The following is a 21,765-nucleotide window of genomic DNA, read 5'->3' as shown; positions in this document are numbered from 1 at the left end:
CCCCACCAGTGGACCACGCGGGCGGCCTTGGTTACAAAGGCAGGAAAGGGGGTCTCGGATGTTCTACTACGTGCTGAAGTACGTGCTGCTCGGGCCGCTGCTCAAGCTGCTGTTCCGGCCGCGGGTGGAGGGGCTGGAGCACATTCCGGAGGAGGGTGCGGCGATCGTCGCCGGGAACCATCTGTCCTTCTCGGACCACTTCCTGATGCCGGTGGTGCTGAGCCGCCGGATCACCTTCCTGGCGAAGCAGGAGTACTTCACGGGTCCGGGTCTGAAGGGCCGGCTGACGGCCGCGTTCTTCCGCAGCGCGGGCCAGATCCCGGTGGACCGCTCGGGCAAGGAGGCGGGCCGGGCGGCGATCCGCGAGGGTCTCGGCGTGCTCGCGAAGGACGAGCTGCTCGGCATCTACCCGGAGGGCACCCGCTCGCACGACGGGCGCCTCTACAAGGGCAAGGTGGGGGTCGCGGTGATGGCTCTGACGGCCGGGGTGAAGGTGGTCCCGTGCGCGATGCTCGGCACCTTCGAGATCCAGCCGCCGGGCCGGGTGCTGCCGCGGATCCGCCGGGTCACCATCCGCTTCGGCGAGCCGCTGGACTTCTCCCGCTACGCGGGCCTCGCCGACGAGAAGGCGGCGGTCCGCGCGGTCACCGACGAGATCATGTACGCCATCATGCGCCTGTCCGGGCAGGAGTACGTGGACGAGTACGCGGCGAAGGTGAAGGCGGGCGGGGGCTCCTAGCAGGCCGCGGGGTCCGGAGGTTCCCGATCGCCGCACGCTGTCGGCGGATCCGCGCACGGCGAAAGCGGCTGGGCGGGCCCGCCGGCGGGTCGTAGCGTCCCCCGCATGACCAAGGGAAACGCGTTCGTGCTGGGAGCGACGGGACAGATCGGGCGGGCGGCCGTGCGGGCGCTCGTCGCGGACGGATGGGAGGTGACCGCCGCCTCGCGCCGGGGCGTGCGGGACGAAGGGTGGGGTGCGGAGGTCCGCACGGTGCGGGTGGACCGGGGTGAGGAGGGGGCGCTCGCGGCGGCGCTCGGCGCCGGGACGGACGTCCTGGTGGACGTGGTGGCCTTCGACGCCGGGCACGGGCGGCAGCTGACCGGCCTGGCGGACCGGATCGGTTCGGCGGTGGTGATCTCCAGCGCGGCGGTCTACGAGGACGAGCAGGGACGGAACTTCGACACGCAGGACGAGCCGGACGGCTTCCCGCTGTACCCGGTGCCGATCCCGGAGACCTGGCGGACGGTCGCGCCGGGCGACTCCTCTTACGGCACCCGGAAGGTGGCCCTGGAGCAGGAGGTGCTCGGGGCGGGCGACAGGCTGCCGACGACGGTGCTCCGCGCGACGGCCGTGCACGGCCCGTACAGCCCGGGTCCGCGCGAACTGTGGTTCGTCAAGCGGGCGTTGGACGGGCGGCCGGTGCGGATCCTCGCCGAGGGCGGCCGGTCCGTGTTCCATCCGGTGCACGTGGACAACCTGGCCGAGCTGATCCGGCTCGCGGCCTCGAACCCGGGCACGCGCGTGCTCAACGGGGCCGACCCGGAGGCGCCGAGCGTGGCCGAGATCGGTGCGGCGATCGACGCGGCGATGGGGGTGACCAGCGAGACGATCCTGTTCGACGGGCCGCCCGGGAAGGACTGGGTCGGCTACACGCCGTGGACCACGCCGCGTCCGATGGTCGCCGACATGGCGGCGGCGGAGCGGGAGCTGGGCTACCGGCCGGTGGTGGCCTCGTACGCGGAGTCGCTGCCCGGCACGATCCAGTTCCTGGCCGCGACGGTCGCGGAGAAGGACTGGCGGCAGGCCTTCCCCGGTCTCGTGAAGTACGGCGTCGACTTCTTCGACTACGCGGCCGAGGACGCCTGGCTGGCCTCACGCGGCTGAATCCGTGAACGGCGGAGGGGCGGTCGCCGTCCGGCGACCGCCCCTCCTGGTCCTACGGGGTGTGACGGGGTGTCACGGCTTCGGCGTGGCGTGCGGCTCGCACGTCACGTCGGCGCTGTCGACCTTGCCGGTCAGCAGGTACGTCTCGACCCGCGGGTTGATGCAGGCGTTCACCAGGCTGGTGACGCCGTGCGAGCCGGCGTTCTTCTCGGTGATGAGGCGCGAGCCCTTGAAGCGCTTGTGCAGCTCGACGGCGCCGGCGTACGGGGTGGCGGCGTCACGCTCGGACTGGACGATGAGCACCGGCGGCAGACCCTTGCCCGTCTTCACCTCGGTCGGCCGCTGGCGCGGCGCGGACCAGGTGGCGCAGGGCAGGTTCATCCAGGCGTTGGCCCAGGTCATGAACGGGTACTGCTCGTGCAGGCGCGAGTTGTCCCGGTCCCACTTCTTCCAGCTGGTCGGCCAGGGCGCGTCGGCGCACTCGACGGCCGTGTAGACCGCGTTGCCGTTCTCCGCGGAGATGTTGCCGGCGGTGTCGGTCGGGTCCGACGCCGCCGAGTCGATCAGCGGCTGCGGGTCGCCCGCGGCGTAGGCGCTCCAGGCCTCCGCGACCGGGACCCACATGGAGTCGTAGTACGGGGCGTTCTGGAAGAAGCCGATGAGCTCGGCCGGGCCGACCTTGCCGCCGAGCGGCTCCTTCTTGGCGGCGGCGCGCAGGGTCACCCACTGCTGCTGCACCTCGGCGTAGGACTTGCCGAGGTGGAAGGCGTCGTCGTGCTGGGCGACCCAGGTCATCCAGTCCTTGAGGCGGCCCTCGAAGGCGATGTCCTGGTTCAGGTTGGCCCCGTACCAGATCTCCTTCTTGGACGGGTCCACGACGCTGTCCACGATCATGCGGCGGACGTGGCTCGGGTACAGGGTGCCGTAGACGGCGCCGAGGTAGGTGCCGTAGGAGACGCCGATGAAGTTGAGCTTCTTCTCGCCGAGCGCGGCCCGGATGACGTCGAGGTCGCGCGCGGTGTTGCGGGTCGTCATGTAGGGCAGCATGTCGCCGCTCTTCTCGGCGCAGCCCTTGGCGTACTCGGCGGCCAGCTTGCGCTGGGCGAGCTTGTCGGCCTCGCTGTCCGGGACCGGGTCGGCCTTGGGGCCCTTGACGAACTCGGTCGGGTCGACGCAGGAGATGGGCGCCGAGTGTCCGACACCGCGCGGGTCGAAGCCGACGAAGTCGTAGGCCTTGGCGGTGTTCACCCAGAGCGGGGCCTTGGTGGTGACACGGCGCGGGAAGCGCAGTCCGGAGCCGCCGGGGCCGCCCGGGTTGTAGAGCAGGGCGCCCTGCTTCTCCTGCGGCGTGCCGGTGGCGCGGGCGCGGTCGACGGCGAGCTTGATCTGCTTGCCGTCGGGCTTGGTGTAGTCGACCGGGACGGTGACCCAACCGCACTGGATGGGCTTCTCCAGGCCCCAGTCGGCGGGACAGTCCTGCCAGTCGATGCCGGCCTTCGCCGCGCGGGCGGCGGCCACGGCAGCGCCGCGGGCCTCGTCGTCGCCGCTGTGACGGGTCTGCGCGGTCGCCGGAGTGGCGAGCGCGGTCGCCATCAGCGTGCCCGCTATGAGAGTGCCGGCAGAGCCGAGCACTGCACTACGTCGCAAGTGGTTCCTCCCCCTCGGTGGGCGCCGCCCCCTTGACAGCGCCGTGTGGGTCGTCCGGGGGATCCTCGCGTCAACAGGGCCTCGGGTTAAAGGGCGTACACGTGTTCTTTGCCGAACCGATAAGCGGTGACGGGTGTACCGCTCAGAGGTGAACCTCCGAACAGGAAGCGCAATCCGACTCAGAACAGGGCGAATAAACCCAGAGCCTCGTCGAGGACCCGGCGCAGGACGAGGGCGTCCGGGGCGACGGCGGTGACGAGCACGGCGGGGCCGGCGAGCGGGGCGAGCACCGCGTGCTCGCCCAACAGCCGGGTCTCGGCCGGCTTGTCCGCGAACTCCGGATCGACGACGAGGAGCTGTCCGGTGGCGCGGTGTCCGGCGAGCACGGCGGGGCCGTCCCAGCCGCCCGGCGCGCCCGGGCCGCAGCCGAGCTCCTGGTCGAGCAGCGGGCGTCCGGCGCGGCGGACGGTGAGCCGGCTGGTGAGGGTGCCGGGTTCCTCCCGGTGCCGGCCGAGGACCTGTTCCTCGCGGAGCACGAGGCGTGCCGTGGGGTCGAGGTCGACGGTGGTGCGCATCCGCAGCACGGAACCGGTGGCGCACACCAACTGCTCGGGCAGCCAGCGCAGTTCGGCCCCGGCTCCGACGGTGAGCCCGATCTCGTACGAGGCGGGGGCGCCGGTCCGGCCGGGCAGGGCGACGGTCGCGGCGGCGGAGTCGACGAGCAGCCGCGCCCCGTCCCGTACCTCCGCCTCCAGGCGGAGCCGGTCGCCGCCGAGCGGGGCGCTCATCGCGCCGACGACGGTGACCCGGGTGTGCGGGCCGGTGGCGCGGGTGCGGCGCAGGGCGAGCGGCCCGTCGCTCTCCAGGACGGGCAGGGAGCCGCCGGGGGCGGCGACGATCCGCGCGCTCGCGGTGAGGCCCGTGCGGTCGTTCACGCGGTCCACGCGGCGAGCCGCTCGCGGACCCAGTCGGCGACGGGGGCTACGCCCTGCTCGGAGCGGAGCGAGGTGAAGGCGACGGGCAGTTCGCCGCGCTGCTCCTTCGCGTCCCGGGCCATCCGCTCCAGGTCGGAGCCGACGTACGGGGCGAGGTCGGTCTTGTTGATCACGAGGAGGTCGGCGGTGGTGACGCCGGGGCCGCCCTTGCGCGGGATGTCGTCGCCGCCGGCCACGTCGATGACGAAGATCTGGGCGTCGACGAGGCCCTTGGAGAAGGTGGCGGTGAGGTTGTCGCCGCCGGACTCGACGAGCACGAGGTCGAGCGGGCCGACGCTCTCCTCCAGGTCCTCGACGGCTTCGAGGTTGGCGGAGATGTCGTCGCGGATCGCGGTGTGCGGGCAGGCGCCGGTCTCGACGGCGGTGATCCGCTCGGGCGGCAGGACGGCCTCGCGGAGCAGGAACTCGGCGTCCTCCCGGGTGTAGATGTCGTTGGTGACGACGGCGAGGGAGAGCGTGTCGCGCAGGGCGCGGCAGAGGGCGGCGACGGTGGCGGTCTTGCCGGAGCCCACGGGGCCGCCGAGGCCGATCCGCAGGGCTCGGCGGGTGCCGTCCGGCCGGTGGGCGTCGGCGGAGACGGCGGGCGTGTGCTCGTGGGAGTGGTCGAGGTGCATGGGGGGACTCCAGGGTTCTCAGGAGGCGAAGAGGCGGACGGGCCAGGACGCGTGCTGCTCGGCGGTGAGATCGAGCAGCGGCGCGGACGCGGCGGGCAGCGCGTCCAGGCCCTCACGGAGCGCGGCGTCGGCGGCCTCGGTCGCACGGGCGGCCACCGCGTCGAGCTCCGGCGCGAGCCGGGCCAGGACGCCGGTGGCCTGGAAGGGGTCGAGGCCGAGCAGGCGGACCACCGCGGTCGCGGGGCCGCCGACCGTCTCGTACGCGACACAGTGCGCGGCGTCCTCGGGGCCGAGTCCGGCGGCCCGGGCGGTGGTGCCGAGCACGATCGGCTGGTGGGCGCCGCGCGGGAACGCGGCGGCGAGCCGGTCGAGTTCGGGTCCGGGCCAGGCGGCGCGGGCGGCCCGCATCAGCTGCCGGCCGAGGCGCCGGCTCGCGGCCCGCAGGGCGGGTGACGGGGTGCGGGCGTCGGCGGCCTCGTCGAGGGCGTGCGGATCGGCGCCGAGGGTCGCGGCGGCGGCGAGGGCGGCCGAGGTGAGGCCGGTGGTGTGCAGCCGCCCGAGACAGAAGGCTTCGAGCCCGGCGGCGTCACGGATGCGCCCGGCCTTGACTGCGGCCTCGGCGCCGCCGGAGTGGGCGTGCCCGCCGGCGGGGAACCGCCCGTCGGCGAGCACGAGGAGAGCCGATCGCGTCATCAGAAGAGGAAGTAACGCTGGGCCATGGGAAGTTCGGCGGCGGGTGCCGGTTCGACCGGTTCGCCGTCGATGGTCACCGTGAAGGTGTCGGCGTCGACCTCGACCCGGGGCAGGGCGTCGTTCTCGCGCATGTCGGCCTTGGTGATCCGGCGGGTGGAGCCGATGGCGGTGAACTCCTTGTGCAGGCCGAGCCGCTGGGGCAGGTCGTCCTCGATCGCCGCCTGGGCGACGAAGTTGACGGAGCCGGCCGCGGCGGCCTTCCCCAGCGCGCCGAACATCGGCCGGGGCAGCACGGGTTGGGGGGTGGGGATGGAGGCGTTGGCGTCGCCCATCTGCGCGTACGCGATCTGGCCGCCCTTGAGGACGACGAGCGGCTTGACGCCGAAGAAGGCGGGCTCCCACAGCACCAGGTCGGCGAGCTTGCCGGGTTCGACGGAGCCGATGAGGTGGCCCATGCCCTGGGCGACGGCCGGGTTGATCGTGTACTTGGCGACATAGCGGCGGGCCCGGTGGTTGTCGGCGGCGCCGTCGCCGGGCAGCGCGCCGCGCCGCTTCTTCATGACGTGGGCGGTCTGCCAGGTCCGCATGATCACCTCGCCGATGCGGCCCATGGCCTGGGAGTCCGAGGAGATCATCGAGATGGCGCCGAGGTCGTGCAGGACGTCCTCGGCGGCGATGGTCGAGGGCCGGATCCGGGACTCGGCGAAGGCGAGGTCCTCCGGGACGGCCGGGTTGAGGTGGTGGCAGACCATCAGCATGTCGAGGTGTTCCTCGATGGTGTTGACGGTGTGCGGCCGGGTGGGGTTGGTCGAGCTGGGCAGTACGTGCGGCTCGGAGACCACGGTGATGATGTCCGGGGCGTGCCCGCCGCCCGCGCCCTCGGTGTGGTACGCGTGCAGGGTGCGGCCGGCGACGGCGGCGAGGGTGTCGCCGACGAACCCGGCCTCGTTGAGGGTGTCGGTGTGAACGGCGAGCTGGGCGCCGGTCTCCTCGCAGACGCCGAGGCAGGCGTCGATCACGGCGGGGGTGGCCCCCCAGTCCTCGTGGATCTTGAACCCGAGGGCGCCGCCGCGCAGTTGGGAGTGCATGGCCTCCCGGGACATGGTGTTGCCCTTGCCGAGCAGCCCGATGTTGACCGGGAAGGTGTCGAGGGCCTCGAACATCCGGGCCATGTGCCAGGGGCCGGGAGTGACGGTGGTGGCCTTGGTGCCCTCGGCCGGTCCGGTGCCGCCGCCGACGAGGGTGGTCACACCGGTGGCGAGGGCCTGGTCGACGACGGTCGGCGAGATGAAGTGGACATGGGTGTCGACGGCTCCGGCGGTGACGATCCGGCCGTTGCCGACGATCACCTCCGTCTCCGGGCCGATGACGAGCTCCGGGTGCACCCCGTCCATGGTGTCGGGGTTGCCGGCCTTGCCGAGAGCGGTGATGCGGCCGTCGCGGATGCCGATGTCGGCCTTGACGATCCCCCAGTGGTCGATGACGACGGCACCGGTGATCACGGTGTCGGGGGCGCCCTCGGCGCGAGTGGCCCGGGCCTGCCCCATGGACTCGCGGATGACCTTGCCGCCGCCGAAGACGGCCTCCTCGCCGGCGCGGCCGGGACCGCCGGAGCGGTCCTCCTCGATCTCGACGAGCAGGTCGGTGTCGGCGAGCCGGATCCGGTCGCCGGTGGTGGGGCCGAACAGGTCGGCGTACACGGCACGGTGCAGCTCAGGCACGGGCGTCTCCGTTCGTCCGGATCTCGTCGAGGGGTCCGGCGGTCTCGCCACGCAGACCGGGCACGATCCGGCGGCCGGCGATCGGCACCAGCTCGACCTCGACGGGGATGCCCGGCTCGAAGCGGACGGCGGTGCCCGCGGCGATGTTCAGGCGCAGTCCGCGGGCGGCGGCGCGGTCGAAGTCGAGGCCGGGGTTGGCCTCGGCGAAGTGGTAGTGGGAGCCGACCTGGACGGGCCGGTCGGCGGCGTTGAGGACGGTGAGACGGGTGACGGGGCGCCCCTCGTTGAGGGTCACCGGCCCGTCCCCGTAGAGGATCTCGCCGGGGATCATGGGTCGCGGTCCGCCTTCAGACGATGGGGTCGTGGACGGTGACGAGCTTGGTCCCGTCCGGGAAGGTGGCCTCGACCTGGACGTCGTGGATCATCTCGGGGATCCCGTCCATGACCTCGTCGCGGGTGAGCACCTTGCGGCCGGAGGCCATGAGCTCGGCGACGGTCCGGCCGTCGCGGGCGCCTTCGAGGACATGCGAGGTGATGAGGGCGACGGCCTCGGGGTGATTGAGCCGCACACCGCGGGCGCGGCGCTTCTCGGCCACGTCGGCCGCGACATGGATGAGCAGGCGTTCCTGCTCGTGGGGGCTGAGTCGCACGCTTCCACCTCACTGTCGTCACCGGGCTTGGTGCCCCGGACAGCAGCGGACCCTACCGACCTTCAACACTCTGTTGACCTGCGGAGACGGTTCGCCGCGCCAGAGACTGCACGTTAGGGCGGAAGTTTTTCCGGCTCGTTAACTGAGGCTTTGCGCGGGCATTGAACGAGCGCTTGTTCAGGACCGGGGCGCGCCGGGGTCCTGGTGGTGGGCGGCGATGCCGAACCTGCGCCGTTCGCCCGCGGCGGACGCCGAGCCGCCGATCCGCGACACCGAGCTGATCACCGGCTCCTCGACCGGCTCCCGCAGCGCCTCGAGTCTCTCCAGGTCGGCGGCGGAGACCAGGGCGACGAGCGGCTTGCCGTGGCGGGTGACGACCACCCGCTCGTCGCCGTACACGACGCGGTTGATCAGGTCCGCGAGCTCGGCGCGCGCTTGCGTCACCGGAATCTCGTAAGTCATGCTCCTCATCTTACGGTCTGTACGTCCTGTACATTTTTTACAGAAGGAGGAGCGTCATGCACGACAGCACGCGGAGCACCATGCGGTACGTCCTTCCGGAGTTCACCGAGCGCACGAGCTTCGGAACCCGCACCCTCGACCCCTACTCCAAGCTGCTCCAGGAGCGGGTCGTCTTCCTGGGCACCCCGATCGACGAGACCTCGGCCAACGACGTCATCGCACAGTTCCTGCACCTCGACTACGCCTCACCCGGCCAGGTGATCAGCCTCTACATCAACTCCCCCGGCGGCTCGGTGAGCGCCATGACCTCGGTGTACGACACGATCCGCACGGTCTCCTGCGAGGTGGAGACCACCTGCCTCGGCCAGGCCGTCGGGCCGGCCGCGGTGCTGCTCGCGGCGGGTTCGCCCGGCCGCCGGCTGGCCCTGCCGGGCGCCCGGATCGTGCTCCAGCAGCCCTCGATCGACGAGCCGTTGCAGGGACAGCCCAGCGATCTCGACCTCCAGGCACGGGAATTGCTGCGCCAGCGCGAGCTGATCGCCGGAATGCTCGCCGCCCACAGCGGTCGGGACCGGGAGCGGATCGACACCGACCTGGACCGCACCACCGTGCTCGACGCGCCGGCGGCCCTCGCGTACGGCTTGGTGGACCACGTCGTTCGCAGCCGCCGGGCGTCCGCCGGCGCCGGGGAGGAGTGAGGCCGCCGTGGTGCCGGAGCTGCCGCCGCTGCCCGCGCTGACGCGCGCCGAGGGCGAGTTCGTGGACGCGTACCTCGAAGTCGTCGATCTGCTGGGGAGGATCAATCCATCCAGGACCTCGCATACCTATGGGGCGCTGCGCGCGGCCCAGGCCCTGGTCGGACGGGCGACGGCGCTCCGGGACGCGCTGACGCTCATGCATCTGCGGGGCGAGAGCGAGGTGCACGTGGACACATTGGCGCGTGCGCTAAGGGTGTTGGACGGTGAGCGGCGCTCGGGCCGCGTCACCCTGCCCGGGGAGAGGGCGAGTTGACACCTGAGCGTGTCGTGTCGAGGTCCACACGGGGCACGGGGACCGCAGAATCGCTCCCCCTTTCGGCGTAGTCGACGAATCGACATGGAGCTCAGGTGAGTTGCGCAACAGGTGTACGCATCTGGCGGAATCGGGCGTCCTGTCGCTGGTGAACGGCTCGTGGGCCAAACCTCTGACGATCGCGAAACCTGACTGTCCACCCGAATGGATCAGTCGTGAGGAGCCTCACATATCGCCGTTTCGGCTCGGTTTTCGCCCTCGGTGTGGGTCAAGATCCCTGTCGACGACAAGCCCCCGCCACCCACGGCGGGGCGGTCCGGGCGGACGCCGAGTCCTGCCGCCGTCCCGGACGTCTGGTCGACAGGAGTGGACCGGCAGGAGTGGAGGACCCGAGCAACACGGGCCGCCCGAGCAGTACGGGGCGACCCTCGGGGTGAAGCCGCAGCCGCGGCCGGGCATCTTCGCCAGCCCGAACCCGACAGGTCATCCTTCGCAGGCGGCTGACGAAGGGTTGCGCATGACTGCGCAGATGCATGTCCCGTCCCTGCTGTCCCGGGCCGGAGCCGTCTCGGCTCTCACCCTCGCCGCCGTCGGCGGCACGCTCCTCGCACCGGGAGCGGTGCCAGAGGCCCAGGCGGCGACCTCCTACGCGGGCAAGGCGCTGAACGTCGCCGCCTCCAAGAAGGGGGCGCCCTACAAGTACGGAGCCGCCGGCCCCAGCCGCTTCGACTGCTCGGGCCTCACGCTCTACTCGTACAAGCAGGCGGGCAAGACGCTGCCCCGCACCGCGCAGCAGCAGTACAACAAGACCCGGCACATCGCCGCGTCGAGCCGGCAGGTGGGCGACCTGGTGTTCTTCCACTCCCGCGGGAGCGTGTACCACGTCGGGATCTACGCGGGTAGCAACAAGATCTGGCACTCACCCAAGACCGGGTCCTGGGTGAAGCTCGACAAGATCTGGACCTCGAAGGTCTACTACGGCCGGGTCAAGTGACCCGCCCGGACCGCCGGGAGGTCGGGCCCGCGCCGGCGGTACCGGACCGCCGGGAGGTCAGGCCTGGGTCAGCGCAGCCGTCCACGGCAGGTTGATCCACACCGTCTTGCCGCCCTCCGCCGTCGGGGTCACCGAGAGCCGGCCGCCCGCCTCCTTCGTCAGGGAGCGGATGATCACCATCCCCCGCCCGTTGTCCTGCTGCACGGCCGCCGGAAGGCGGCGCGGCCAGCGGGGGTGGCTGTCGGTGACCCCGATGTGCAGCTGCTCGTCACGCTCCAGACGCACGTCGACGGTGAAGGTGGGCGACTGGCCGAAGGTGTGCAGCACCGCGTTGGTCGCCAGCTCCGAGACGATCAGCCGGACGGCGTCCGCCGTGTCGGTCGCGCCGTCGAGCCCCCAGGAGGCGAGCACCTCCGCGACGTACCGCCGCGCGGCGGAGACCGAGGCGGGGTCGCTCGGCAGCGTGACGGTTGCTTCCTGGTGGTCTGCCATGCGACGCCGTCCTTCTCCCACCGGGCCACGCCCGGAATGCACTGCGCGTCAGCCTGCCACCGAAGTCACCGCGCCGTGCGCCGATCCACCAGATATACGGATATCTGTCGCCCGAAGCGGTGAACCGTCCGACGGGCGACCGGATCGCCCGCTCGTCAGAGCGCGCCGGGCGGGGCCGTCCGTACGATCGTCGCCACCGCGCGCTCGATCTCCGCGTCGGTGAGGTCCGCGCGGGCCGTCAGACGCAGCCGGGAGATGCCGTCGGGCACCGACGGGGGCCGGAAGCAGCCCACGCCGAGGCCGAGTTCGCGGCAGTCGGCGGCCCAGCGCAGGGCCTCCTCCGGGCCCGGGGCGCGTACCGAGACGACGGCCGCGTCGGGGCGCGCGGCGGTCAGTCCGGCGGCGGTGAGCAGCCGGTGCAGGGTCAGGGCGACGGTGCCGGCGCGGGCCGGGAGGGCGGGCTCGGCTCCGATGAGGCGCAGGCTCGCGAGGGCGCCGCCGGCCGCCGCGGGGGCGAGTCCGGTGTCGAAGATGAAGGTACGGGCGGCGTTGACCAGGTGCTCGATCACCCGGGCCGGGCCGAGCACCGCGCCGCCCTGGCTGCCCAGGGACTTGGACAGGGTGAGGGTCGCGACCACGTCGGGGTCACCGGCGAGGCCCGCCTCGTGGAGGGTGCCGCGCCCGCCGTCGCCGAGCACGCCGAAGCCGTGGGCGTCGTCGACGACCAGACCGGCTCCGTGCTCGCGGCAGGCGGTGGCGAGAGCGGCGAGCGGTGCCCTGTCGCCGTCCACCGAGAACACCGCGTCGCTGACCACGAGGGCCGGGCGGCCGGGGTGGGCGGCCAGCGTCTTGGCGACCGCCCGCGGGTCGGCGTGCGGCACGACCGTCGTCTCGGCCCGGGCCAGCCGGCAGCCGTCGACGATGGAGGCGTGGTTGTCGGCGTCGGAGACGATCAGGCCGTCGCGCACGGACAGCGCGGTGAGCGCCGCCAGGTTGGCCGCGTAGCCGGAGGAGAAGACGAGCGCCGCCTCGAAGCCGCAGAAGTCGGCGAGCTCCCGTTCGAGCCGGGCGTGCAGCCGGGTGGAGCCGGTGACCAGGCGCGAGCCGGTGGCGCCGGCGCCCCAGCGGAGGGCGGCCTCGGCGGCGGCCTCGGTGATCTCGGGGCGGCGGGTCAGGCCCAGGTAGTCGTTGCTCGCGAGGTCGAGGAGTTCGGACTCGGCGGCGCGGGGCCGCAGCGTGCGCACCAGTCCGGCCGCCGCGCGCTGCCGGGCCGCCGTCTCGGTCCAGTCGAAGGCGGCCGGGCGCGGGCCCGTCCCCGCGGCGGGGTCCGACGGGTCCTCGGCATACGGCGGCATGGCGGGTCCTTTTGTAGGCAGCGCACAGACCCTAACCGGAACCGGCCGAGGTCAGGATGTGGCCATGCACACACCTCGATCGGCGTCGTTTGTTCGGATCCTCCTTGGCCAGGGGGTGTGCCGTAGGCCAGGATCAGCCCTTATGGACCTGCTGAACACGCTGGTGGAGAAGGGGCTGCGGCGCGAGTCGCCGACCCGTGAAGAAGCGCTCGCCGTGCTGGCGACCTCCGACGACGACCTGCTCGATGTGGTGAGTGCCGCCGGCAAGGTGCGCCGCCAGTGGTTCGGGCGACGGGTGAAGCTCAACTATCTCGTCAATCTGAAGTCCGGCCTGTGCCCCGAGGACTGCTCCTACTGTTCGCAGCGGCTCGGCTCGACCGCCGGGATCCTCAAGTACTCCTGGCTCAAGCCCGACGAGGCCTCGGCCGCGGCGGCGGCCGGTGTCGCGGGCGGCGCCAAGCGGGTCTGTCTGGTGGCGAGCGGCCGCGGGCCGACGGACCGGGACGTGGAGCGGGTCGGCAGGACCATCGAGGCGATCAAGGAACAGAACGAGGGCGTGGAGGTCTGCGCCTGCCTCGGGCTGCTCTCCGACGGCCAGGCCGAGCGCCTGAAGGAGGCCGGCGCCGACGCGTACAACCACAACCTGAACACGTCCGAGGGCACGTACGGCGAGATCACCACCACCCACACCTACGCGGACCGGGTGGACACCGTGCAGAAGGCGCACGGCGCGGGTCTGTCCGCCTGCTCGGGTCTGATCGCGGGCATGGGCGAGACCGACGAGGACCTGGTCGACGTGGTGTTCGCGCTGCGCGAGCTGGACTCGGACTCGGTGCCGGTCAACTTCCTCATCCCCTTCGAGGGCACCCCGCTCGCCAAGGAGTGGAACCTCACCCCGCAGCGCTGTCTGCGGATCCTCGCGATGGTGCGGTTCGTCTGCCCCGACGTGGAGGTCCGGATCGCGGGCGGCCGCGAGGTGCACCTGCGGTCCATGCAGCCGTTGGCCCTGAACATCGCGAACTCGATCTTCCTGGGCGACTACCTGACCAGCGAGGGCCAGGCCGGCAAGGCCGACCTGGACATGATCGCGGACGCCGGCTTCGAGGTCGAGGGCGCGGGCACCACCACGCTGCCCGCACACCGGGCGGACGTCGCCGCCGCGGCGGCGGGCGCGGGCTGCGGCTCGCACGCGGAGGCCGGGGGCGGCTGCGGCTCGCACGCGGAGGCCGGGGGCGGCTGCGGTCCGTGCGGCGGGCACGCCGGGACCACCGAGCAGGACGCGGCGGCCGAGGACGCGGCGGCCCCGGCCGACGCGTCGGGCGCGCGCACGGACCTGGTGGCGGTGCGCCGTCGCGGCGCCGGTACGGACCTCGCGCCGAATGCGTGACACCGGGACCACCGAACTCCTCGCCCTGGACCGGGCGCACGTCTGGCACCCGTACGGCCCGATGCCCGGCCGTACGGAACCGCTGGTCGTCGCGTCCGCGTCCGGGGTGAGGCTCCGGCTCGCCGAACCCGCCGAGGGGCACGCCGAGTTGGTCGACGGCATGTCCTCCTGGTGGTCGGCCGTACACGGCTACAACCACCCGGTGCTCAACGAGGCCGCGCGCGGCCAGCTGGACCGGATGAGCCATGTGATGTTCGGCGGGCTCACCCACGAACCGGCCGTGCGGCTCGCCGCCCGCCTGGTGGAGATCACCCCGGAGCCGCTGCGGCACGTCTTCCTCAGCGACTCCGGTTCGGTCTCGGTCGAGGTCGCCGCGAAGATGTGCCTGCAGTACTGGCGCTCGCTCGGCCGGCCGGCCAAGCGGCGGCTGCTGACCTGGCGGGGCGGCTACCACGGCGACACCTGGCAGCCGATGTCCGTCTGCGACCCCGAGGGCGGCATGCACGAGCTCTGGTCGGGGGTGCTCCAGAAGCAGGTCTTCGTGGACGCGCCGCCGGCGGAGTACGAGGAGTCGTACGCCGAGGGGTTGCGCGAGGCGATCGGGCGGCACGCCGACGAGCTGGCCGCGGTGATCGTGGAGCCGGTGGTGCAGGGCGCGGGCGGCATGCGCTTCCACAGCCCGGAGTATCTGCGGGTGCTGCGGGAGGCCTGCGACGCGCACGACGTGCTTCTGGTCTTCGACGAGATCGCGACCGGCTTCGGGCGCACCGGCGCGCTGTTCGCCGCCGACCACGCCGGGGTCTCCCCCGATGTGATGTGTCTCGGAAAGGCGCTGACCGGCGGCTATCTGTCGATGGCGGCCACGCTCTGCACGAGCCGGGTCGCGGACGGCATCTCGCGCGGCGAGGTGCCGGTGCTCGCGCACGGCCCGACCTTCATGGGCAATCCGCTGGCCTCCGCCGTGGCCCTGGCCTCGGTGGACCTGCTGCTCGGCCAGGACTGGCAGGTCGAGGTCAAGCGGATCGAGGCGGGACTTCGCGAGGGTCTCGCCGAGGCCGCCGCGCTGCCCGGGGTCCGGGACGTGCGGGTGTTCGGCGCGATCGGCGTGGTCCAGCTCGACCACGAGGTCGACATGACCGCCGCCACCCGCGCCGCCGTCCGCGAGGGCGTGTGGCTGCGCCCGTTCCGCGACCTGATCTACACGATGCCGCCGTTCGTGACGGGCGACGAGGACGTGGCGCGGATCTGCGCGGCGGTCCGGGCGGCGGCCGCGGCGGGCTGAGCGGCTCCGCGGGTACGTACAAGGAAAGGCTCCACCCCCATGACCGTCATCGTCGTCACCGGCACCGGCACCGAGATCGGCAAGACGATCGTGACCGCCGCGCTCGCCGCGGTGGCCACCGCCGCCGGGCGTTCCGTCGCCGTGCTCAAGCCCGCCCAGACCGGCATCGCGCCGGGCGAGGCCGGGGACGCCGACGAGGTCGTGCGTCTCTCCGGGGCGGTCACGGGGGCGGAACTGGGCCGGTTCCCCGAGCCGTTGGCGCCGGGGACCGCGGCCCGGCGGGCCGGGATGGCGCCGGTGCGGCCGGACGAGGTCGCCGAGGCGGCCCGGAAGCTGGCGGAGGAGCACGACCTGGTGCTCGTCGAGGGCGCGGGCGGGCTGCTCGTGCGCTTCGACGAGGACGGCGGCACGCTCGCGGACGCGGCGGGGCTGCTCGGCGCGCCGGTGCTCGTGGTGGCGCCGGCCGGGCTCGGCACGCTCAACTCGACCGCCCTGACGGCGGAGGCACTGCGTGCCCGGGGCATCGAGCAGCTGGGCGTGGTGGTCGGCAGCTGGCCGGCCGACCCCGGCCTCGCCGCCCGGTGCAACCTCGCGGACCTGCCGGAGGCGGCGGGCGCGCCGCTCCTCGGCGCGATCCCGGCGGGCGCGGGCGCGCTGTCGCCGGAGGCCTTCCGGGCGGCGGCGGCCGGCTGGCTGGCGCCTGAGGTGGGCGGCGTCTGGGACGCGGCGGAGTTCGCCGCGACGGCGCCGCTCTGATCTCCTTACCCTGGGCGGCATGCGACGCGCCCGTGTTCAGGAAATCGTCTTCGACTGCGCCGGTCCGGCCGCCCTCGTGCGGTTCTGGGCGGCGCTCCTCGGCGGGGCTCCGGTCGACCGGAGCCCCGACTGGTCGTACGTCGACCCGCCGGGGTTCGTACGGATCGCCTTCCAGCGGGTGCCGGAGGGCAAGGCGGTGAAGAACCGCCTCCATCTGGACGTGGAGGTGGCCGATCCGGCCGCTGCGGCGGACGAGGCGCTGGCGCTCGGGGCGCGCCGCTCCGGCGGGATCGTGACCGACGAGCAGGGCTCGTTCCAGGTGATGCACGACCCGGAGGGCAACGAGTTCTGCTTCGTGACGGGGTAGGCGGGTTCGCGGGGGTGGGTTCGGTGACGGCCCGAGGTCGTCGACGAGGGGATTCCGTCGCTCGGCACCTTCGTGCTGAACGCGGCCTTCTGGAACCCGGTACTGCTCGCCCGCGAGGTGACCACCACGGCCGCGCTGACCGGCGGCCGGCTCGAACTCGGGCTCGGCGCCGGTCACGTACCGGCCGAACACGAGCGCGCGGGCATCCCGTTCCTGCCGCCGCGCGAGCGGGTGGACCATCTGACCCGGGTGGTCGAGGAGTCGGCGGAGCCGCTGAAGGGCGCCGAGGGCACGCCGCGAGTCGGTCTGACGATCGGCGGCAACGGCGACCGGGTGCTGCGGCTCGCCGCCCGGCACGCCGATGTGATGGCCTTCTCCGACGGCCGGTTCGCGCTGCCCCCCGGGGGCCGGCCTCGGACAGTGTCCGACGCGATCAGAACTCCGTCGCCGGACAGGCCGACGCTCTGCTTGACTCACCCCATGAGCGATCTTCACATCCGCCACGCCACTCTCTCGGACATCGACACCGTGCTGCGGTTCTGGCGCGACGCCGCGGAAGGAACGAGCATCAGCGACGACCACGACGGAGTGACCCGGCTCATCACACGAGACCCCGAAGCCCTGCTCCTCGCAGAGCGCGACGGCCTCCTCGCCGGAACCGTCATAGCCGGCTTCGACGGATGGCGATGCTCCGCCTACCGACTGGCCGTACACCCGCACCACCGCCGGCAAGGCATCGCCACCGCCCTGCTGGAAGCCGCCGAACAGCGCTTCGCCGCCCTGGGCGGGCGGCGCGTCGACGCCATGGTCCTGGAAGCCAACGAACAGGCCCACCGCACCTGGGCCGCCACCGGCTACCATCGCGAGGACCACTGGCGACGCTGGGTCAAGCCCCTGTAGACGATGCCGGTGAGCAGCGGGGATTCGACGCCGGACGGCGTCAGTCGGGCTTCCGGAAGCCCCAGCGCCGCCGCGGGCGCGCCCTCGGCTCCTTGAACAGCTGACCGCCGAGCAGCTTGGCGGCCGTCATGTCGCCTTCGGCCGCGGCCCGCCTGTACCACTGCTCGGCCTCTGCCTTCCGCCCGCTGTGGAACAGCAGGAACCCCAGGTTGACCATGGAGGTGACGTCGCCCGCCTCGCCCGCACGCCGCAGCCACGGCTCGGCCTCCCGTAACCTGCCGCTCTCGCAGAGCCGGGCGGCCAGCGCGATGACGGCGAGGGGGTGACCGGCCTCGGCTGCCCGCCGGAACCACTGCTCGGCCTCGTCGGCCCGCCCGGTGTTCTGCAGCAGCACGCCGAGGTCGTACCGGGCGCGGACGAACCCCGCGTCCACGGCGCGGCGGTACCACTGCTCGGCCTCCCGCATACGGCCGGCCTTGTAGAGGAGCGTCCCGAGGTTGCTCATCGCAACCGCGTCACCGGCCTCGGCGGCCCGTCGCAGGAACGGTTCCGCTTCGTCCGCGCGGTTGTTCTCGTACAGGACGACGCCCAGGGTGCCGGCGGCCCGCAGATGGCCCGCCTCCGCCGCCCGGCGGAACCACCGCACAGCTTCCTGGGCCCGCCCGGTGGACTCCAGGGTCAGGCCCAGCTGGTACATGGCGGCGGTCTCGCCCGCCTCGGCGGCCTTCCGCAGCCACGGCTCCGCCTGGGCTCCCCGGCGCGACTTGGCCAGCAGCTCGCCGAGCAGGCCCATGGCCGTGACGTCGCCGGCGCGGGCGGACCGCTCCAGCCAGGGCTCGGCCTCCTCGGCCCGGTCCCGGGTGAGCAGGGCGCCGGCGAGCAGGACGATGGCCGTGGGGTGCCCGGTTTCGGCGGCTCGCCGCAGCCAGGGCTCGGCCTCGTCCATCCGGTCGGCCCGCTCCAGCAGATGTCCGAGGTCGATCATCGCGGGTACGTGGCCGGCCTCGGCCTCCTCCCGGTAGACCCGCTCGATCTCCTCCTGCGCGTCGGGCCCGCCGCCTGCCCCCTTCGCCTGCCGCTTGGCCGCGGCCAGGCGCATCTCGGCGGCCTCCTCGCCCCGGCCGAGTCGCTCCAGCAGGTCGGCGGCGAGCGCGTAGCCGCCCATCAGGTCGGGGGTGAACGATTCCGGGTCCCGTTCGGCGAGCTCACGGTAGGCACGGACCGCCCGGGCCGCCGCCACGAGCCCGTCGTCGAGCTCGGTGTTCAACGACGACCTGACGAACGCGTACCCCCACAGGGCACGGGCCAGCTCCGGGAGGTGGGCTTCGGGGTCCGACCCGACCAGCTCCTCGGCCAGGCCGACGGCCCACCGCGAGCAGTCCAGGGCGTCCTCGCGCCGATCGGCCTGGGCGAGGAAGCCGGCGTGGTTGCGCAGGGCCGCGACCAGGCCGGGACGGTGCGCGTCGGGGGTCTCGTCGGCCAGCCTGTCCCAGACGTCGATGGCCTGCTGAGAGCAGACCAAGGCATCCTCGACCAGCCCGAACCTCCACAGGTGGCCGGAGTGGGCGGACAGCGCGCCGGCGAACGCCGGCAGGTGGGCCCCCGGATTGACCCCGGCCAGCTCGCTCAAGTGCTCGACGGCCACCGCGGATCCGGCCACCGCCTCCGCCAGTTCGCCGGCCGCCGCATGCCGGATCGACTGGTTGAGCGACAGTACGGCCTCCATGGGCCGGGTGACGGCGGGATCGCTCTCGCCCAGACTCCGGTAGTGCTCCGTGGCACGGCGTGAGCACTCGAGGGCCTCCTGGTGCCGCCCGGCCTCGGACAGCAGGATGGCGTGGTTGGCCAGTGCCATGCCCAGCGAGAGCCGGTGGGCCGCGGGGAACGGGAGGGACGCCGGCAGCGGCGACCCGAACAGCTCGACGGCGCGCGTGGAGCACGCCAGGGCTTCGCTCGGCCGGCGGACGTCGACCAGCCGGTTCGCGTGGTTGGACAGCGCCTCCGCCAGCAGCGGCAGATGGGCCTCCGGGTCGGCCCGGACCAGCTCCTCGTAGAGGCCGACGGCCTGCCCGGACCGCTCCAGGGCCTCCGCGTGCCGACCGGCGTGCGCCAGACCGATCGCGAGGGCGGACAGCGCCCCGGCCCGCTCGTGCGAAAGGGGCTGCGCGTCGGAGGGGAGGTCCACGGCCCGCTGCGCGTACTCCAGAGCCTCCGCCCACCGCCCGGCACCGCGCAGGCGCAGGTCGAGGTGCCGGTACAGGCGGGCCCGTTCCGCATCGGTCGAACCGGGCTCGGTGAGGGTGGCCAGGCGCAGGGCGACCGAGGCGAGGCCGGTGTCCAGGTCGACGTGCGGCAGGCCGCCCAGCCTGTGGAACGCGGCCAGTTCGATGGCGTCGAGGACCTCCCTGTCGGCGGCGGTGATGGCGCTGAGGGCCACCAGAGCGGCGCTGCCCGCGTCGAGGGCGATGTCCGGCCGGTCGCGCAGCAGGGGGTGGAGGACCTGGTCGGCCAGATGGGGCCACCGGTCGGCCGCCGAGGCCAGCAGGGTCACGGCGCGAGGCGCGTGGGCGGCGGAGCCGGGTGCCGTCAGCAGCGCCTTCGGCACCCCTGTCGCCCAGGCGTCGGCGCGGTAGCCGGTGATCGGGTGGCCGGGCACGGTCAGGGCCAGGAAGTCCTCGGCCAGCCGGTCGGGGTAGAGCGGTTCCAGCACCGTCCGCGGGTCCAGCGGCGGGTAGCAGCGCGCGTGGTCGCGCAGCAGCGAGCGTACGGTCCCCGGCTCGGTGGTCACGCCCGCCCGTTCCAGCGCCGCCCCGGCCTCCTCCCAGGTCGAGGCACCGGTCAGGGCGGCGACGAACGTCACGCTCGCCATGTCGTCCGGTGAGGTGCGGAAGTCCAGTCCGGCCGGGCCGTTCTCGTACAGCCGCCGCCAGTTCTCGTGCTCCCGCTCCAGCAGGTAGGCCGACAGCCCGGCCGGGTCCCGAGCGGGCGTGCGGCCGTGGACGTGGGCGTCCACGGCGACGAGGGCGGCCATGTGAACGGTGAGCGTGAGCCCGAAGGCGGGATCCGCCAGTGGCACGCCCGAGGGGGCCGCGGCCGCGTCGGGTCGCCCGTACAGTTCGGCGAACCGGGTGCGTGCGGCGGCGAACATGCCTTCCCGGCCGGCGGGTTCCTCCGGCAGCGCCGCCAACTCCCGCTCCGAGGCGGCGGCCCGGTCGCCGATCATGGACTTCACCGCCGGCCACGCATGCGCCGTACGGGCCAGCAGCAGGACCCGTACCGGTACGCGCTGTCCGCGGGCGTCGGTGCGCGTACCCCCGTCGAACATGCTGTTGGCGAACAGCCAGGCCAGGTCCCGCAGGGGCCACCGGTCGGCATAGTCCACCAGGACCAGCAGCCCGCGGAGGTTCCCGGTGCGCGCGTCGTGGCTCCCCGCGGACTTCGCCAGGACGGTGCCGCCGTGCCGGACGACGATCGTCTTCCATCCCTGGCGGGCGGACCGAGCGGCCAGGTGATCGGCCAGGCGGGTCTTGCCCCGGCCCCCCGGGCCGTGCAACCAGCGGACGGCCAGCGCACTGCCGCTGCCGCTGCCGCTCCTGCCGTCGTTCCCGCCGTCGTTCTCCCCGTCCCTGCGGCCGTCGCTGCCCGGGCCCCGCCATCGGATCAACTCGCGCAGCTCGGCCTCGCGTCCGGTGAAGGGCACGACCGCGTTGCCGGCATTGAGCAGCCGGCTGGGCTGCTCGATCCACGCGGGGTCGGGATCGCCGCCGGCCGGCTCGTGCTCCGCGAGCAGGTACACGGGCCGACCGTCGCCGTGGACATGTACGTCCGCGTTGATCGCCCCGTAGGCGAACCCGTCGAAGGCGTAGACGTTCTGGACGATCCTGGTGCCCGGTGCGCCACCGTCAGGCGTGCCGTCTCCGCCGGGCGAACGGGGAGCCGTCATGCCTGGGCCCCGGAAGGCGGAAGGGAGCCGGTACCGGGGGCAGGTGCGCCGTGGTTGTGGATGTTGCCGCCGATCACGCCCTGCGCCGTGGAATTGGGGGCGCTCGCCGTGATGTGCTGGGTGGTCGTGGCCACCCGCGGGTTCTCGCGCCGCATCTCGGCCAGGAGCTGCTCCAACTCGCGGCGGGCCTCGGGGTCGGTCAGCAGCAGGTCGCGCAGCCGGGTCTCCCAGACGATCGCCACGCGCGCCTCGGCGGCGGAGTCCTCGGTCTCCGCCTCGGCCAGTTCCCGGGCCGAGCGTTCCAGCTCCGCCGTCATCCGCTCCTCGCCGCCCGAACGGCGCCAGAGCTGGGGGATTCTGCGCGCGGCACCCACCAGCCCGGTGGCCAGTGCGGTGACAAGCACGGTGCCGCCCTCGTAGGCGAGGTTCTCCATCACTTCCGACATGGCCGTCGTCCCTCCCGTGCTCCCTCGGCGGCGGTCCCCGTCAGCCGCTCCTGGCCCCGACGCTACGAGCCGACCGCGCACCGACGCAGGAGGATCCACGAATTGGCAGGTCATGGGCGCCGTACGCCGGTGGCCACGGGGGCTGCCCCAGCGTCGCCGGTGATC

The 21,765-nt window shown here is 73.2% G+C and carries 22 protein-coding genes, 1 pseudogene and 1 riboswitch; of the genes and pseudogenes, 11 read left to right on the top strand and 12 right to left on the bottom strand.

Translation table 11 applies throughout. The features are described 5' to 3' along the window. Positions 1-58: 58 nt before the first annotated feature. Complete coding sequence (locus AB0M18_RS19475; protein WP_365759523.1) at positions 59-739, top strand: lysophospholipid acyltransferase family protein; 681 nt, start codon at positions 59-61, stop codon at positions 737-739. Between the two features lie 105 nt (positions 740-844). After that, positions 845-1,885: an NAD-dependent epimerase/dehydratase family protein gene (locus tag AB0M18_RS19470; protein WP_365759521.1), complete on the top strand. Its 1,041-nt coding sequence runs from the start codon at positions 845-847 to the stop codon at positions 1,883-1,885. 72 nt (positions 1,886-1,957) lie between these two features. Here the strand turns inward: AB0M18_RS19470 and AB0M18_RS19465 are convergent, their stop codons facing one another. The 8 genes from AB0M18_RS19465 to AB0M18_RS19430 form a co-directional block, all read right to left on the bottom strand. Next, a complete protein-coding gene (locus tag AB0M18_RS19465) occupies positions 1,958-3,532 on the bottom strand; it encodes an alpha/beta hydrolase (RefSeq protein ID WP_365759519.1) in 1,575 nt (524 codons plus the stop codon). Between the two features lie 179 nt (positions 3,533-3,711). Then, the gene (locus tag AB0M18_RS19460; protein ID WP_365759517.1) at positions 3,712-4,467 is read right to left on the bottom strand and encodes an urease accessory protein UreD; all 756 of its coding nucleotides are present in this window, start codon (positions 4,465-4,467) and stop codon (positions 3,712-3,714) included. Continuing rightward, complete coding sequence (ureG, locus tag AB0M18_RS19455) at positions 4,464-5,141, bottom strand: urease accessory protein UreG (RefSeq protein ID WP_365759515.1); 678 nt, start codon at positions 5,139-5,141, stop codon at positions 4,464-4,466. The genes AB0M18_RS19460 and ureG overlap by 4 nt, the downstream gene beginning before the upstream one ends. A gap of 18 nt (positions 5,142-5,159) precedes the next feature. After that, entirely contained in the window at positions 5,160-5,834 is a 675-nt protein-coding gene (locus AB0M18_RS19450; protein WP_365759513.1) for an urease accessory UreF family protein, read from the bottom strand. After that, positions 5,834-7,555, bottom strand: a complete 1,722-nt coding sequence (locus tag AB0M18_RS19445; protein ID WP_365759511.1) for an urease subunit alpha — start codon at positions 7,553-7,555, stop codon at positions 5,834-5,836. Before AB0M18_RS19445 ends, AB0M18_RS19450 begins: the two co-directional genes overlap by 1 nt. Beyond that, entirely contained in the window at positions 7,548-7,886 is a 339-nt protein-coding gene (locus AB0M18_RS19440; protein ID WP_365759509.1) for an urease subunit beta, read from the bottom strand. The genes AB0M18_RS19445 and AB0M18_RS19440 overlap by 8 nt, the downstream gene beginning before the upstream one ends. 16 nt (positions 7,887-7,902) lie before the next feature. Next, a complete protein-coding gene (locus tag AB0M18_RS19435) occupies positions 7,903-8,205 on the bottom strand; it encodes an urease subunit gamma (RefSeq protein WP_356069379.1) in 303 nt (100 codons plus the stop codon). Positions 8,206-8,382: 177 nt separating this feature from the next. Continuing rightward, complete coding sequence (locus AB0M18_RS19430; protein WP_365759506.1) at positions 8,383-8,667, bottom strand: type II toxin-antitoxin system Phd/YefM family antitoxin; 285 nt, start codon at positions 8,665-8,667, stop codon at positions 8,383-8,385. Positions 8,668-8,723: 56 nt separating this feature from the next. Between AB0M18_RS19430 and AB0M18_RS19425 the strand changes: the two genes are divergently transcribed. The 3 genes from AB0M18_RS19425 to AB0M18_RS19415 all read left to right on the top strand — a co-directional run bounded on the left by AB0M18_RS19425 (position 8,724) and on the right by AB0M18_RS19415 (position 10,672). Beyond that, entirely contained in the window at positions 8,724-9,365 is a 642-nt protein-coding gene (locus AB0M18_RS19425) for an ATP-dependent Clp protease proteolytic subunit (protein WP_365759504.1), read from the top strand. Between the two features lie 7 nt (positions 9,366-9,372). Continuing rightward, positions 9,373-9,678 (top strand): hypothetical protein, encoded by a 306-nt coding sequence (locus AB0M18_RS19420; protein WP_365759502.1) that lies wholly within the window; start codon positions 9,373-9,375, stop codon positions 9,676-9,678. A 394-nt stretch (positions 9,679-10,072) separates the two neighbouring features. Then, a riboswitch (cyclic di-AMP (ydaO/yuaA leader) is annotated at positions 10,073-10,192 on the top strand. 3 nt (positions 10,193-10,195) lie between these two features. Then, positions 10,196-10,672 carry a C40 family peptidase gene (locus tag AB0M18_RS19415; protein WP_365759500.1) on the top strand — a complete coding sequence of 159 codons (477 nt, stop codon included), beginning with the start codon at positions 10,196-10,198 and terminating at the stop codon, positions 10,670-10,672. 57 nt (positions 10,673-10,729) lie between these two features. On the opposite strand, the gene AB0M18_RS19410 is transcribed toward AB0M18_RS19415, so the two are convergent. Then, positions 10,730-11,164, bottom strand: a complete 435-nt coding sequence (locus tag AB0M18_RS19410) for an ATP-binding protein (RefSeq protein WP_365759498.1) — start codon at positions 11,162-11,164, stop codon at positions 10,730-10,732. Between the two features lie 155 nt (positions 11,165-11,319). Beyond that, complete coding sequence (locus tag AB0M18_RS19405) at positions 11,320-12,519, bottom strand: 8-amino-7-oxononanoate synthase (protein WP_365759496.1); 1,200 nt, start codon at positions 12,517-12,519, stop codon at positions 11,320-11,322. A 142-nt stretch (positions 12,520-12,661) separates the two neighbouring features. Here AB0M18_RS19405 and bioB point away from each other — a divergent pair, with 142 nt between their 5' ends. The 6 genes and pseudogenes from bioB to AB0M18_RS19375 all read left to right on the top strand — a co-directional run bounded on the left by bioB (position 12,662) and on the right by AB0M18_RS19375 (position 17,211). Beyond that, positions 12,662-13,906 (top strand): biotin synthase BioB, encoded by a 1,245-nt coding sequence (gene bioB, locus AB0M18_RS19400; protein ID WP_365759494.1) that lies wholly within the window; start codon positions 12,662-12,664, stop codon positions 13,904-13,906. Further along, positions 13,899-15,188, top strand: coding sequence for an adenosylmethionine--8-amino-7-oxononanoate transaminase (locus tag AB0M18_RS19395; protein ID WP_365759492.1), 1,290 nt, complete (start codon positions 13,899-13,901; stop codon positions 15,186-15,188). The genes bioB and AB0M18_RS19395 overlap by 8 nt, the downstream gene beginning before the upstream one ends. 39 nt (positions 15,189-15,227) lie before the next feature. Beyond that, entirely contained in the window at positions 15,228-15,944 is a 717-nt protein-coding gene (bioD, locus tag AB0M18_RS19390; RefSeq protein WP_365759490.1) for a dethiobiotin synthase, read from the top strand. 19 nt (positions 15,945-15,963) lie between these two features. Further along, on the top strand, positions 15,964-16,311 hold the full coding sequence (locus AB0M18_RS19385) for a VOC family protein (protein WP_365759488.1): 348 nt from the start codon (positions 15,964-15,966) through the stop codon (positions 16,309-16,311). Between the two features lie 72 nt (positions 16,312-16,383). Further along, a pseudogene (locus AB0M18_RS19380) lies at positions 16,384-16,674 on the top strand (LLM class flavin-dependent oxidoreductase); the annotation flags it as partial. A gap of 117 nt (positions 16,675-16,791) precedes the next feature. Beyond that, on the top strand, positions 16,792-17,211 hold the full coding sequence (locus AB0M18_RS19375) for a GNAT family N-acetyltransferase (RefSeq protein WP_365759743.1): 420 nt from the start codon (positions 16,792-16,794) through the stop codon (positions 17,209-17,211). A 40-nt stretch (positions 17,212-17,251) separates the two neighbouring features. Here AB0M18_RS19375 and AB0M18_RS19370 read toward each other — a convergent pair whose 3' ends face one another. Both AB0M18_RS19370 and AB0M18_RS19365 read right to left on the bottom strand, forming a co-directional pair. After that, positions 17,252-21,154 carry a tetratricopeptide repeat protein gene (locus tag AB0M18_RS19370; RefSeq protein ID WP_365759486.1) on the bottom strand — a complete coding sequence of 1,301 codons (3,903 nt, stop codon included), beginning with the start codon at positions 21,152-21,154 and terminating at the stop codon, positions 17,252-17,254. Continuing rightward, positions 21,151-21,600: a hypothetical protein gene (locus tag AB0M18_RS19365; RefSeq protein ID WP_365759484.1), complete on the bottom strand. Its 450-nt coding sequence runs from the start codon at positions 21,598-21,600 to the stop codon at positions 21,151-21,153. Before AB0M18_RS19365 ends, AB0M18_RS19370 begins: the two co-directional genes overlap by 4 nt. Between the last annotated feature and the right edge of the window lie 165 nt (positions 21,601-21,765).

Origin of the sequence: Streptomyces sp. NPDC051909, from assembly GCF_040681095.1 — a bacterium.
GTDB lineage: Bacteria > Actinomycetota > Actinomycetes > Streptomycetales > Streptomycetaceae > Streptomyces.
The sequence above is the reverse complement of the archived record's forward strand: the minus strand, read 5'-3'. Positions and strand labels throughout refer to the sequence as shown.

Bases quoted from the DNA above. Each gene is read 5' to 3' on its own strand.
- ureG (WP_365759515.1), bottom strand. From the start codon at position 5,141: ATGCACCTCGACCACTCCCACGAGCACACGCCCGCCGTCTCCGCCGAC.
- AB0M18_RS19425 (WP_365759504.1), top strand. From the start codon at position 8,724: ATGCACGACAGCACGCGGAGCACCATGCGGTACGTCCTTCCGGAGTTC.
- AB0M18_RS19470 (WP_365759521.1), top strand. From the start codon at position 845: ATGACCAAGGGAAACGCGTTCGTGCTGGGAGCGACGGGACAGATCGGG.
- AB0M18_RS19475 (WP_365759523.1), top strand. From the start codon at position 59: ATGTTCTACTACGTGCTGAAGTACGTGCTGCTCGGGCCGCTGCTCAAG.
- AB0M18_RS19370 (WP_365759486.1), bottom strand. From the start codon at position 21,154: ATGACGGCTCCCCGTTCGCCCGGCGGAGACGGCACGCCTGACGGTGGC.
- AB0M18_RS19395 (WP_365759492.1), top strand. From the start codon at position 13,899: ATGCGTGACACCGGGACCACCGAACTCCTCGCCCTGGACCGGGCGCAC.
- AB0M18_RS19410 (WP_365759498.1), bottom strand. From the start codon at position 11,164: ATGGCAGACCACCAGGAAGCAACCGTCACGCTGCCGAGCGACCCCGCC.
- bioD (WP_365759490.1), top strand. From the start codon at position 15,228: ATGACCGTCATCGTCGTCACCGGCACCGGCACCGAGATCGGCAAGACG.
- bioB (WP_365759494.1), top strand. From the start codon at position 12,662: ATGGACCTGCTGAACACGCTGGTGGAGAAGGGGCTGCGGCGCGAGTCG.
- AB0M18_RS19415 (WP_365759500.1), top strand. From the start codon at position 10,196: ATGACTGCGCAGATGCATGTCCCGTCCCTGCTGTCCCGGGCCGGAGCC.
- AB0M18_RS19385 (WP_365759488.1), top strand. From the start codon at position 15,964: ATGCGACGCGCCCGTGTTCAGGAAATCGTCTTCGACTGCGCCGGTCCG.
- AB0M18_RS19440 (WP_365759509.1), bottom strand. From the start codon at position 7,886: ATGATCCCCGGCGAGATCCTCTACGGGGACGGGCCGGTGACCCTCAAC.
- AB0M18_RS19365 (WP_365759484.1), bottom strand. From the start codon at position 21,600: ATGTCGGAAGTGATGGAGAACCTCGCCTACGAGGGCGGCACCGTGCTT.
- AB0M18_RS19430 (WP_365759506.1), bottom strand. From the start codon at position 8,667: ATGACTTACGAGATTCCGGTGACGCAAGCGCGCGCCGAGCTCGCGGAC.
- AB0M18_RS19405 (WP_365759496.1), bottom strand. From the start codon at position 12,519: ATGCCGCCGTATGCCGAGGACCCGTCGGACCCCGCCGCGGGGACGGGC.
- AB0M18_RS19375 (WP_365759743.1), top strand. From the start codon at position 16,792: ATGAGCGATCTTCACATCCGCCACGCCACTCTCTCGGACATCGACACC.
- AB0M18_RS19450 (WP_365759513.1), bottom strand. From the start codon at position 5,834: ATGACGCGATCGGCTCTCCTCGTGCTCGCCGACGGGCGGTTCCCCGCC.